Source organism: Streptomyces sp. NPDC086777 (genome assembly GCF_040702065.1).
Lineage (GTDB): Bacteria > Actinomycetota > Actinomycetes > Streptomycetales > Streptomycetaceae > Streptomyces.
In genome coordinates, this window is record NZ_JBFBJI010000003.1 from 1 (window position 1) to 12,599 (window position 12,599).

8 protein-coding genes are annotated in these 12,599 nt (G+C 73.2%); 4 read left to right on the forward strand and 4 right to left on the reverse strand.

What is annotated here, in order from left to right; all coding sequences use genetic code 11:
• A partial coding sequence (locus AB0472_RS04910) for a hypothetical protein (protein WP_366353477.1) occupies positions 1-216 on the forward strand: 216 nt, incomplete at its 5' end.
• Between the two features lie 320 nt (positions 217-536).
• Here the strand turns inward: AB0472_RS04910 and AB0472_RS04915 are convergent.
• On the reverse strand, positions 537-1,085 hold the full coding sequence (locus tag AB0472_RS04915) for a MarR family transcriptional regulator (protein ID WP_366353478.1): 549 nt from the start codon (positions 1,083-1,085) through the stop codon (positions 537-539).
• A 129-nt stretch (positions 1,086-1,214) separates the two neighbouring features.
• On the opposite strand from AB0472_RS04915, the gene AB0472_RS04920 reads away from it, so the two are divergent.
• Entirely contained in the window at positions 1,215-2,501 is a 1,287-nt protein-coding gene (locus AB0472_RS04920) for an MFS transporter (RefSeq protein WP_366353480.1), read from the forward strand.
• Positions 2,502-2,580: 79 nt separating this feature from the next.
• Here the strand turns inward: AB0472_RS04920 and AB0472_RS04925 are convergent, their stop codons facing one another.
• Both AB0472_RS04925 and AB0472_RS04930 read right to left on the reverse strand, forming a co-directional pair.
• Positions 2,581-4,227 carry a SpoIIE family protein phosphatase gene (locus tag AB0472_RS04925; protein ID WP_366353482.1) on the reverse strand — a complete coding sequence of 549 codons (1,647 nt, stop codon included), beginning with the start codon at positions 4,225-4,227 and terminating at the stop codon, positions 2,581-2,583.
• Positions 4,228-4,419: 192 nt separating this feature from the next.
• The gene (locus AB0472_RS04930) at positions 4,420-5,799 is read right to left on the reverse strand and encodes an NAD(P)/FAD-dependent oxidoreductase (RefSeq protein WP_366353484.1); all 1,380 of its coding nucleotides are present in this window, start codon (positions 5,797-5,799) and stop codon (positions 4,420-4,422) included.
• 403 nt (positions 5,800-6,202) lie between these two features.
• Here AB0472_RS04930 and AB0472_RS04935 point away from each other — a divergent pair, with 403 nt between their 5' ends.
• On the forward strand, positions 6,203-6,982 hold the full coding sequence (locus AB0472_RS04935) for a helix-turn-helix domain-containing protein (protein WP_366353486.1): 780 nt from the start codon (positions 6,203-6,205) through the stop codon (positions 6,980-6,982).
• 267 nt (positions 6,983-7,249) lie between these two features.
• Positions 7,250-9,115, forward strand: coding sequence for a sigma-70 family RNA polymerase sigma factor (locus AB0472_RS04940; RefSeq protein ID WP_366353488.1), 1,866 nt, complete (start codon positions 7,250-7,252; stop codon positions 9,113-9,115).
• Here AB0472_RS04940 and AB0472_RS04945 read toward each other — a convergent pair.
• The gene (locus tag AB0472_RS04945; protein WP_366353490.1) at positions 9,102-12,395 is read right to left on the reverse strand and encodes a BTAD domain-containing putative transcriptional regulator; all 3,294 of its coding nucleotides are present in this window, start codon (positions 12,393-12,395) and stop codon (positions 9,102-9,104) included. The two genes, AB0472_RS04940 and AB0472_RS04945, sit on opposite strands and share 14 nt — an antisense overlap.
• Between the last annotated feature and the right edge of the window lie 204 nt (positions 12,396-12,599).

Genomic DNA, 12,599 nt, shown 5'->3' on the forward strand with positions numbered 1-12,599 from the left:
CTGGCGTTGACTTTTGGCACGCTGTTGAGTTCTCAAGGAACGGTCGCTTCCTTTGTACTCACCCTCTCGGGCTTTCCTCCGGGCTTCCCTTCGGTCTTGCGTTTCCGACTCTATCAGATCTTTTCTCGATCCGATTTCCTCGGTGCTTTCCAGGTTCTCGCTCTCGCGTTTCCCTTTCCGGCGGTTCCGACTCTATCAGATCCTTTCGGCGTCTGATTCCCAGTCAGCGGGTGGTGTCTTCGCGGCTGTTGGGCCGTTCCGACGTCCCAAACCTTAGCGGATCCGCTCCGCGATTCCCAATCGGGCCTGGTGGTCCGACCGGGCAACGCTGAGACCCGAAATCGAATTGAATTCGGGCACGCCGAAATCAACCCGGTCGGGAGATCGTGCTGGTGGTTTGGGTGCCGCTCGTGCGGCGGAGGTGCTGTCGCAGAACCGTTACGGCTCCGCGGCAACCCGAAGAACATTACGGGGCGGGCAGGGGACTGTCAACCCTCCCCTGTCAAGATTTTTTCGGCGACCCGCGCGTCGCCGCGTCAGTCCAGGTCGGTGAGCCGGCCACCGGCGTCGGGCTGGGCGTGCTCCACACGGCGGAGCAGCCGGGTGAGGACCTCGCCGAGCACCGCACGCTCCGCCGGCGAGAGGTCCTGGAGCAGATCCTCCTCGAAGACGGAGGCGAGGCGCATGGCCTCCAGCCACTTCTCGCGCCCGTCGGGGGTCAGCTCGACGATCACCCGGACGCGGTTGCACTCGTCCCTTTCCCGGGTGACGAGCCCTTCGGCGACCATCCGGTCGATGCGGTGGGTCATCGCGGCCGGAGTGAGGCCGAGGCGCTTGGCCAGTTCGCTGGGGCCCATGCGGTAGGGGACCCCGGAGAGGACGAGGGCCTTGAGGACCTCCCACTCCGCGTTGCTGATCCCGAGGGCACCGGTCTGGCGGCCGTAGGCGACGTTCATGCGGCGGTTGAGCCGGGACAGCGCCGAGACGATCTTCTCGACCTGGGGGTCGAGGTCCTGGAACTCGCGCTGGTAGGCGGCGATCTGCTCGTCGAGCGTCGGCTCGCCGGCGCCGGTGGTGTCGGCCATGGTCCGAAGTATCGCACGGACCCGCTTGGCGTTGAAGTCCTTCGCGATGTAGTCTTTAGCTTCGAACTTTAGCTTCAAAGTCTTCAGACTTCAGCAGTCCGTCGACTTGACGACCTGAGAGAGGTGAACGTGACCAGGGCGATGGGCGCAGCGATGCGCCGGATCCACGTGGGCAACGCACTCAGCGCGTTCGGGCTCGGCTTCACCGTCCCCTACCTGTACGTCTATGTGGCGCAGGTGCGGGGGCTGGGGGCCATGACGGCGGGTGTCGTGCTCGCCGTCTTCGCCGTCGCCGCGCTGATAGTGCTGCCGTTCGCCGGCCGGGCGATCGTGCGGCGCGGTCCACTGCCGGTCCTTCTCACCGCCCTGGTGACGGCCGCGGTCGGCGCGCTGAGCCTGGGGCTGGCGGGGAGCGGTCCGGCGGTGCTGGCCTCGGCGGCACTGCTGGGGGCCGGACAGGCCGTGATGCAGCCGGCGCTGGCGACGATGATCGTGGACTGCTCGACGGCGGAGACCCGGTCCCGGGCCTTCGCGACACAGTTCTTCCTGCAGAACCTGGGACTGGGCGTCGGTGGCCTCATAGGTGGTCACCTCGTCGACACGACCCGGGTCTCCTCCTTCACCCTGCTCTTCGCGATCGAGGCGGCGATGTTCCTGCTGCTGGTCGTCGTGATGGCGACGGTGCGGCTGCCGCACTCGCCGCGCATCGCGGACGCGCCGGCCACGGCGTCGGCGAAGGGCAGCTGGAAGCAGCTGCTCGGGAACCGGGCGATGGTCCAGTTGTCCGTACTCGGCTTCGTACTGTTCTTCGCCTGCTACGGGCAGTTCGAGTCCGGGCTGAGCGCGTACGGCGTGGAGGCGGCGGGGATATCCACCTCCGCGCTGGGCACCGCGCTGGCCGCGAACACGCTGATGATCGTCGTCGCGCAGTTCGCCGTACTCAGGTTCGTCGAGCGTCGCCGCCGGTCGCGGGTGATCGCCGGGGTCGGGCTGATCTGGGCCGTCGCGTGGGTCACGGCCGGGTACGCGGGGCTGGGCCACGGCAGCCGGGAGATGGTGACGGCCGCGTTCGTGTCGACGTACGCGCTGTTCGGTCTGGGTGAGGCGATGCTGTCGCCGACGGTGGCCCCGCTGGTGGCCGACCTGGCGCCGGAGGGGATGGCCGGGCAGTACAACTCGGCGTTCGCCCTGGTCAAGCAGCTTGCGCTGGCGGTGGGCCCGGCGGTGGGCGGCCCCCTGGCGGCTTCGCTGCCTGCGCCGTACGTCGTGACGTTCCTGCTGTTCTCACTGGGGATCAGCGTCCTGGCGATACGCCTGGGCAAGCGACTGACCGACGTCCAGGACCGGCCCTGGCTGGCTGCGAGGAGCAGGGTGGTCGCCCGGGGTGGCGCGGCTGCGGAGTCCGTGTCCGCCTAGTGGGGGGGGCGGGGGTGGGGACGCTTACCGGCGCTCGCGCACCCGCGGCCGAAACAGGAGAGTCCGCCCCCTACGACGGTCACCCCTTCGGCAGTACGAACTCGCACCACACCGCCTTCCCGCCGCCCGGCGTCCTCCGCGACCCCCACCCGGAAGCGATCGTCGCCACGATGGCGATGCCTCGCCCCGACTCGTCCCCCGGCTCCGCGCGTCTCCGGCGCGGCAGGTGGTCGTCGCCGTCCGTGACCTCGATGATCAGCCGGCGGTCGGTGCGGCGGAGCCGCAGCCGCATGGGCGGGGTGCCGTGCTGGAGGGAGTTGGCGACCAGCTCGCTCGTGGCGAGGACACCCAGATCGTGGAGGTCGGCCGGGAAGCGCCAGCTGGTCAGCACGCCGGAGGCGAACGCGCGGGCGCGTGGCGCCGCCTCGATGCCGCCGAGGAGTTCGAGTGCGGCGTTGCGGAACAGCTCGCCGTCCGGGCCCGTACGGGCCGGATGCTGCAGGACGAGGACGGCGACGTCGTCGTCGTGGTCGGCGGTGACGCCGGCCGAGCGGACCAGGCGGTCGCAGATGACCTGGGGGGTGCCGGTGGCGCCCGCCAGCGCGCGCTCCAGCGCCGCGATGCCCTCGTCCAGGTCCTCGTCACGGCGCTCGACCAGGCCGTCCGTGTAGAGGACGGCCGTCGAGCCCGGGCCCAGCGGCACGGAGGCGGACGCGTGGACCCAGCCGCCGGTGCCGAGCGGCGGCCCCGTCGGTTCCTCGGTGCGCAGCACGCCGCCGTGCTCGTCGCGGACGAGGATCGGGAGGTGGCCGGCGGAGGCGTACACCAGGCGGCCCTCGTTGGGGTCGTGGACGGCGTAGACGCAGGTGGCGATCTGGTCGGGGTCGATCTCGGTGGCGAGGCCGTCGAGGAGCTGGAGGACCTCGTGCGGGGGGAGGTCCAGGCGGGCGTAGGCGCGGACGGCTGTACGGAGCTGGCCCATGACGGCCGCCGCGCGGACACCGCGGCCCATGACGTCGCCGATGACGAGGGCGGTGCGGCCGCCGCCGAGGGTGATGACGTCGTACCAGTCGCCGCCGACCGCGGCCTCGGTGCCGCCGGGCTGGTAGGTCGCGGCGATGCGGAGGTCGTCCGGCTGTTCCAGCTCCTGTGGGAGGAGGCTGCGCTGGAGGGTGACGGCCGTCTCGCGCTGCCGGCGTTCGCTGGCGCGCAGCCGCTCCGCCGCCTCGGCGTGGTCGGTGACGTCGGTGGCGAAGAGGAGGACACCGCCGTCGCGGTCGCCGTTCGCGGCGACGGGGGTGCAGGTGAACGTGTAGGTGCGGCCGTCGAGCGCCTTGCGGGACTTGAGGGTGCGGGGCTTGCCGCTGCGCAGGACCTGGTCGAGGAGGGGGAGGAGGCCGAGTTCCGCGAGTTCGGGCAGCGCTTCGCGGGCGGGGGCGCCCGGGGGGCGTGCGCCGAAGGCCGTCGTATAGGCGTCGTTGACGTACGCGATGTGGTGGTCGGGGCCGTGGACGAGGGCGACCAGGGCCGGGACGTGGTCGAGGACGTCGCGGGCGGGCAGTTCGTCGACCGCGGGCACGCACGGCGAGTCGTCGGTCAGCTGTTCGGCGCGGGCCGCGGGTACGGAGCCTTCTCCTCGTCGGTCCGGGGAGACCCCGTGCTCGGTCCGCGCTGCGGCGCGGCGCTGCGTTCCGGGGAGCCGGGCGCTCCAGCGCGTGAAGTTCACGAAACCTTGCCTCGTGTCGTCGTCTCCGGCCGGCTCGGGGAGCGGCCGGGGGCCGGGGGAGGTCCCCCGGTGCAGTTCTGGGGAGAAGCTGGGGATGAGCCTTGTGCTCGGTCGGGGGGCAGTCTGGCAGGGTGGCCGTCGGCGACGACATCCGTCAGACGCCGGGGCGGTCCGTGGAGTTCCTGAGTTCCGTCAGGACGACCCGTTCGAGTCGTCCGAGGGACTGTGAGGAGGCTTTCCACCGGCCGCGAGTTCGAACTCCGCTCGGGGATGTTCGAGTGACCCGAGCGAGACGATCTCCCGTTTGAAGAGCCCGGAGAGGGTCCATTCGGCGAGGACGCGCGCCTTGCGGTTGACGGTGGGCACCCTGCTCAGGTGGTAGACGCGGTGCATGAACCAGGCAGGGTAGCCCTTCAGCCTGCGCCCGTAGACCTGGGCGACACCCTTGTGGAAACCGAGCGAGGCGACCGAGCCGACGTATGTGTGGGCGTACGTCTCGAGGGGCTCGTCGCGCAGTGCGTGGACGATGTTGTCGCCCAGGACCCTGGCCTGGCGGACCGCGTGCTGGGCGTTGGGGGCGGTCTCGGTGCCGGGTTCGGCGGCGGTGACGTCGGGGACGGCGGCGGCGTCGCCCGCGGCCCACGCGTGGTCGACGCCGTCGAGGGTCAGCTCGGCGGTGCATTTCAGCCGTCCGCGCGGGGTGCGCGGCAGGTCGGTGGCGGCGACCAGGGGATGCGGTTTGACGCCGGCCGTCCAGACGACGGTGCGGGTCGGGAAGCGCTGGCCGTCGCTGAGGACGGCGACGCGGTCCGCGCAGGACTCCAGGCGGGTGCCGAGCAGCACCTGGATGTTGCGGCGGCGCAGTTCGGTGACGGTGTAGCGGCCCAGCTCGGGGCCGACCTCGGGCAGGATCCGGTCGGTGGCCTCCACGAGGATCCATTTCATGTCCTCGGGCTGGACGTTGTGGTAGTACCGCGTGGCGTAGCGGGCCATGTCCTCCAGCTCGCCGAGGGCTTCCACGCCCGCGTAGCCGCCGCCGACGAAGACGAAGGTGAGGGCGGCGTCGCGGATCGCGGGGTCGCGGGTGGAGGAGGCGATGTCCATCTGCTCGATGACGTGGTTGCGCAGGCCGATGGCCTCCTCGACGGTCTTGAAGCCGATGCCGTGCTCGGCGAGACCGGGGATGGGCAGCGTGCGCGCGATCGAGCCGGGGGCGAGGACCAGTTCGTCGTACTCCAGGAAAGTGGCGCCTTTCCGCTCCTCGGCGGTGGCGAGTGTGGCCACTTCGGCGGTGCGCGCGGCGTGCTCGACGGCCGTCACCTCGCCGACGACGACATGGCACCGGTCCAGAACGCGCCGCAGGGGTACGACGACATGACGAGGGGAAATCGAACCCGCGGCCGCTTCGGGAAGGAACGGCTGGTACGTCATGTAGGGATCGGGGGTGACGACAGTGATGTCGACCTCCCCCCGGCTGAGCTCCCGCTTCAGCCTCCGCTGCAGCCGCAGGGCCGTGTACATCCCGACGTAGCCGCCGCCGACAACGAGAATGCGCGCACGTTCCTTCACCATCCCATGACGCACCCGTGACTGTTGTTTGTCCACAGCCCCGGCAATTTGTGTGACCGGCGGGCGGCTTTCGGGGGCGCCGGGCGCACGCCCCGGCACGGACGAAAGGGACCAGGTCAGCGGGGGCGGACAGGGGGGCGCGAAGGCACTGAACCGGGAGGTATGCGACCCGTACTCCGATCGGGGGGCGCACCGTGCGGAACGTCCCCCTTCTGAATTGACAGCCTCTCAACTATGTTCGTGTGTCGACGGGGTGCAGAGGATGTGGCCGAACGGTCCGCGAGGGGCGGGCCGCCCGGCCCGCGGTCCATGGATCGACCATGGGCCGCCCATGGTTCCGCTCGCTCCGGCTTTCAGTGACGGGGAGAGTCTCCGGGGGGAGACGTCGTTAACCGGGGGAACACAGATGCATATTCAGGACACGCATTGGTCATCGGCGTCCGCTCTCGCGGCCGGTGGCGCAACGGTGAGCGCGGCGGCGGGCAACGGACGCGGTGACGGGCCGCGTACGACGCCGCTGCGGGTGGACGCACAGCGCAATCTCGAACACGTGCTGCGTGCGGCACGCGAGGTCTTCGGCGAACTGGGCTACGGCGCGCCGATGGAGGACGTGGCGCGGCGGGCGCGGGTCGGGGTCGGCACCGTGTACCGGCGTTTCCCGAGCAAGGACGTGCTGGTACGGCGGATAGCCGAGGAGGAGACCTCCCGGCTGACCGACCAGGCACGTGCCGCGCTCGGACAGGAGGACGAGCCGTGGTCGGCGCTGTCGCGCTTCCTGCGGACGTCGGTGGCGTCGGGGGCGGGGCGGTTGCTGCCGCCGCACGTGCTGCGGGTCGGGGTGCCGGACGAGGTCGGCGGCGCCGTGGCCGGGGCCGAGGAGGCCCGGGTGCCACAGCAGCGGACGCAGCCGGGCGCCGGTGCCGGTGAGTTGCGGCTGGTGCCGGAGGAACGGGAGCCGGTGGGCGACGTCGCCGACGACGCGGGGGCGGCCGCGCTGCTCGACGTCGTGGGGCGGCTGGTCGAACGGGCCCGTACGGCGGGTGAGTTGCGGCCGGACGTCTCCGTGTCCGACGTGCTGCTGGTGATCGCCACGGCGGCGCCGTCCCTGCCGGATGCCGCGCAGCAGGCGGCGGCTTCGGCTCGGTTGCTGGACATCCTCCTGGAGGGGCTGCGGTCTCGAACCTGACGGTGTCCTTTCTCGGCCGGGACGGTGACCTTCGCGAGAGCATGGGCCATGCCATGGGCGGGGGCGGGGGCGGGTCGACTGCGGCTGGTCGCGCAGTTCCTCCCCCGGCCTTCGGCCGGGGTACCCCCAGCGCCCCTACGGGGCGCCGCAGTTCCGGTGTTTTCTCTTCCGGGTGACCGTTTCGTCTCTCGGGGGTCTCGGCCCAGGCGGTGTGGCAGTCTGAGCCGGTGATTCGGTCGGTCGGGCAGGCATCGGGGGCGTTCCGCGATGAGCGTTGACGGGTGGGACGAGTCTGTCGGTGAGGAGACCGCCTCGCCGCAGGTGCCCAGCCAGGGCGGGCGGGGCGCGGTGCCGCCGGCCGGTGAGCCGCCGGAGGGCAGCGTCCCGGCCCAGCGCGACGGCAGCGTCCTGCCACCGCGCCGCGAACGTCCGCACCCCGACGCCCAGTTGATCGAGCGTATGCGGGCCGGCGAGGACTCGGCGTACGAGGAGCTGTACCGGCGGCACGCGGACGCGGTGCGGCGCTATGCGCGTACCTGCTGCCGCGACGGGCACACCGCCGACGACCTGACCGCCGAGGTGTTCGCCCGCATGCTGCAGGCGGTGCGCGGCGGGTCGGGGCCCGAGTACGCCGTGCGCGCCTACCTGCTCACCTCCGTCCGCCGGGTCGCCGCGCAGTGGACCAAGTCGGCCCGGCGTGAGCAACTCGTCGACGACTTCGCGTTGTTCGCGGCGCAGGCCGGGCGCGGTTCCGAGGTGTCCGACGACGACACACTGGACCTCGGCGCCGAGGCTCGCGCGATGCACGAGGCCGAGCAGTCGATGGCGATGCAGGCCTTCCGTTCGCTGCCGGAGCGCTGGCAGGCCGTGCTGTGGCACACCGAGGTGGAGGACGAGTCGCCGAGCGAGGTGGCCGTCCTCTTCGGACTGGACGCCAACGGCACCCGGGTTCTTGCCAGCCGCGCCCGGGAGGGCCTCAAGCAGGCCTACCTCCAGGCCCATGTGAGCGCCGCCCTCATCGACGACGAGGAGTGCGCCCGCTACGCCGACCAGCTCGGCGGCTACGCCCGCCGCAAACTGCGGGTCCGCGCCGAACGGGGGCTGCGCAAGCACCTGGAGGAGTGCGCGAGGTGCCGGCTGGCCGCCGCCCAGATCGAGGAGGTCGCGAGCGGGATCCCGGCCGTCGTGCCGGTCGCCGTCATCGGCTGGTTCGGTGCCGCCGGATACGCCAAGGCGCTCGGGATCATCGCCGGGGGCGCCGGTGCGGGGGCCGCGGGCGCGGCCGCCGCGGCGGGCGGTTCGTCCGGCGGGGCGGGCGGCGGTGCCGGCGGTGCCGCGGCCTCGGAGGGGCTCGCGGGGCCGGTGAAGGCCGGTATCGCCGCCGGAGTGGTCGCGGCGGCGATCGCCGTGGTGGCCCTCGCCCTGACCAACCACGGCCACCCGGTCAAGGAGGCCGCCAGACCCGCCCCGTCCGCACCGGCCGTGCAGCCCGAGGCACCGACCCCCACCCCGACGAAGCGAAAACCGGCACCCGAGCCGGTCGTCCTCGCCCCCGAAGCGGCCCCGACCTCCACGCCGACGCCCACTCCGAGCCCACGGCCCACCCCCACCCCGAAGCCGACCCCCACCCCGACACCCACACCCACCCCGCCGGAACCTGCGCCGACCCCCACGCCGACGCCCACTCCGCCGCCCGCCCCGGCCGTCTACCAGTGGAACGAGCTGCGCTTCGACGTCACCGGCGACGGCACCCGGCCGGAGATGCGGCTCGGCGACAGCAGCTGGGTGTGGCAGCGGTACGGCGTGACGGTCGCCGGCAGGGAGTACGCGCACGGCGTCACCGTGCACGGCCGGTCCTCCGTCACCATCGACCTCAACCGGCAGTGCACCGCCTACGACGCGATGGCCGGCGTCGACGACATGACCCTCGGCCTCGGCGAGGTCACCTTCGCCGTCTACGCGGACGGGGTGCCGCTGTGGCGGTCCGGGGTGGTCGGGGGCGGACAGGCCGCCGTACCCGTCCACGTGGACCTGACCGGGCACCGGACCGTGCGGCTGGTGGTCGAACCGCGGACCGCCTTCGACACGGTGGCGCTCGCCGACTGGGCCGAGTCGAAGTTCACGTGCCGGTAGCGGCCGTCGGGGTTGCGCCCAGTACGCGCAGGGCGTCCTCCTCGGTGAGCGAGGCACCGCGCGAGCGCTCGGCCGCGTAGCGCTGCGGGGTCAGCGAGGCGCGGGCGGCCGCGTCGACCTCCTCGGCGCGGGTGCGCTCCGGCTCGGGACGGACGCTTCCGGCGCGCCAGTGCTCGGCGGCGGCGTACAGCCGTACCGCACCCGCCAGGTCGCCGAGCCGGGCCAGCAGGTCGGCTCCGATGTCGGCCAGTGCCGCCGTGATCACCTCGGCGCACCGGTACTCCACCGCCTCGCGCAGCCCTTCGGCGACGATCGGCAGCCCGCGCGCGGGGCCGTGCTCCAGGGCCGTGAGCATGGCCTCGACCGCACGGCTCGCGGCCGTGAACTGTGGTGGCGCGGAGCCGGCCGGCGCGATGGCGCGGACGGTCTCGTAGTGCTCGCGGGCCCGGGGCAGGTCCCCCTCGTGCTGGGCCAGGAGCGCCCGCAGCAGCGCCACGTACGCCTTCGACTCCGCCACCGCGTACCGGTCGGCGGCCTCGGCCGCCTGGTCCAGGACGGCCTGGGAACCCACCAGGTCACCGGAGCGGAAGGCGATCTCGGCGAGCCGCGCGAGCAGGAACGGTGTCTCCGCGTACGCGCCCAGCTCGTGGGCGAGGCGCAGCGCCTCCCGGTACTCGCCCTCCGCCGCCACGAACCGGCCGCGCGCCATGTCCGCCTCGCCGGCCGCGCTGCACACCTGGGCCCGCATCCAGCGGTCGCCGACCCGCCGGCTGAGGACGCGCAGCTCGGCCAGGTCCTCGTCGACGCCCCGCAGGTTGCCGGGCGAGTCGACCATGACGTGGGTGCGGTACATCAGGCTGACGCCGACCTCCCAGTCACCGCCGTACTTCCGGCAGTTGGCGATCACCGCGGACATGTCGGGGCCGATGTCCACGGCGGAGCCGCCCATGGTCCACGCGGTGAGCGGCCAGATGAGGCCCGGCATCCGGGCGGCCCGGGGACCGCCCGCCTCGAAGGCGGCCCGGACGAGCGCGACGTACCGCGGGCTCCGCTCGTCCGCCGGCAGGTCCGACTGGCCGGACTCGGACACCAGGAACAGGTCGAGCAGCCTGAGGTCCATCCGCAGCTCGTACAGCGGGTGCCCGGCCTGGGTGTCGGGGGCGGCCAGGAGGGCGCCCACGGGGTCCGCCGCGGCGGCGAGCGTGCGCAGTTCGCCCGGGTCGGCGTCCGCGGGCAGGGCGTCCCGGGCGACGCCGAGCCGCAGCACCGCGCGTACCGAGGCCGTCGCCTCCTGGCGGTAGTTGCGCAGCCACCAGAACCAGCCGACGGCGAGGACGATCCGGCCCGCCCGCACCTCGTCGCCGGCGCGGACCGCCCGGTCGAGGGCGGCGCGGATGTTGTCGAGGTCGGCCTCCAGGCGGCGGATCCAGGGAAGCTGCTCCGCGGAGCGCAGTCTCGGCTCCGCCTCCTCGACGAGGGCGCACACCCACGCGCCGTGCCGTCGTTCTGCCGCCGCCCGCAGCCCGGGAACCTCGGCGGCGCGCTCGACGGCGTACTCGTGGATGGTCTCCAGCATGCGGTAGCGCATACCGCCGGTACCGTGCGCGCCGTCCGGGGTGGCGATGATCAGGGACTTGTCCACGAGCGCGCCGACGAGGTCGGCGGCCGGTCCGGTGCAGACGGCCTCCGCCGCCGTGAGGTCCCAGCCGCCGGCGAAGACGGACACCTCGCGCAGCATCGTCCGCTCCCGTTCGTCGAGCAGGTCCCAGGACCAGTCGACCACCGCGCGCAGGGTCTGCTGGCGGGGCAGGACCGTGCGGCTGCCGGCGGTGAGCAGGCGGAAGCGGTCGTCGAGCCGGTCGGCGATCTGCCGGGGCGTCAGCAGCCGGAGCCGGGCCGCCGCGAGCTCGATCGCCAGGGGCAGTCCGTCCAGGCGCCGGCAGATCTCGTCGACGGCCGCCGAGTCGCCCGGCTCGGAACCGGTCCCGGTCCCGGGGCGGACGGCGACGGCGCGCTCCTCGAAGAGGCGGCGTGCCTGCTCGGGTGCGAGGGGCTCGACCGGGCGCACCGACTCGCCGGGGACGCCCAGGGGTTCCCGGCTGGTGGCGAGGACCGTGAGGCCGGGGCAGTGGGTGAGCAGGGTCTCGGCGAGGGCGGCCGCCGCCTCGATGACGTGTTCGCAGTTGTCGAGGATCAGGAGTTGGCTGCGCCGGGCGCAGTACTCGACGAGCAGAGCCGTGGGGTCGGTCTGCACGGTCGCCAGCTCGTTGGTCATGAGCATGGTCTCGCGCAGACCGAGCGCGCTGACCACCGCGCCCGGCACCGCCTCGGGCCGGTCGAGCGGGGCGAGCTCGACGAGCCACGCCTGCGGGAGCCCGGCGGCGGCTTCCTCGGCGAGACGGGTCTTTCCGGAGCCGCCCGGTCCGGTGAGGGTGACGAGACGGGCCCTGTGCAGTTCGGAACGAACGGCTTCGAGCTCGGGTTCCCGCCCCACGAAAGAGGTAAGCCGCGGACGGAGGTTGCCGCCGCGCGGCGGGGGCACCTGCCGCGGGGTCGGCTCCTGCGTGAGCAACGACGTGTGCAGGGCCTGGAGTTCCGGGCCGGGGTCGGTGCCGAGGCCTTCGGCGAGGGTGCGGCGGGCGGTGTCGTACGCGGCGAGGGCGTCCGCCGGGCGGCCGGTGTCGCGCAGGGCGCGGATGAGCAGGGCGTGCAGCGGCTCGTCGTACGGGTGGGCCGTGGTGAGCTCGGTCAGCTCGGGTACGGCACCGGCGGCCCGGCCGAGGCGGAGGGCGGCGTCGGCGCGGGCGCGGGTGGCCTCCAGCCGGAGCGCGTCCGGGCGGGCGGCGGCCGTGGCGCGGTCGGGGAGGTCGGCGAGGGCGGGGCCGCGCCAGAGGGCGAGGGCGTCGGTGAGCACGCGGTGGGCCGTCGCCGGGTCGCCGACGGCCAGGGCGTCGGTGCCCTCGCGGACCTGCCGCTCGAAGACGTGCAGGTCGATGTCGTCCTCGGTCGCTTCGAGGCGGTAGCCGCCGGGGGTCGAGGCGATGCTGTCCCTGCCGAGGACCCGGCGGAGCCGGCCGACGAGGGCCTGGAGGGCGGCCGGGGCGTCCTGGGGCGGGTCGTCGTCCGCCCAGATCTCCTGGATGAGGGTCTCGCGGGTGAGGGTGCGGGTGGGGTGGAGGGCGAGGACGGTGAGCAGGGCGCGGAGGCGGGGGCCGCCGACGGGTATGGCGGTGCCCTGATCATCGCCTGCTTGGGCCACGCCCAGAATTCGGTACCGCACCGGCTCATTGTCGCCGCGGAGCGGGGAAGAGGGCACGGCGTTTCGGCGCCGAGGTCGGGGGCCGGGGGGTGGGGACGCTCACCGGCGCTCGCAGGGCGCCGCCGCGCCCACCCGTGCCGCCCCAGCGGCACGACTGCCCGCAGCCGAGAGGGCGACACAGACACCTGCGACTGGACACCGCCCCACAAACGGCGCGGGGAACTG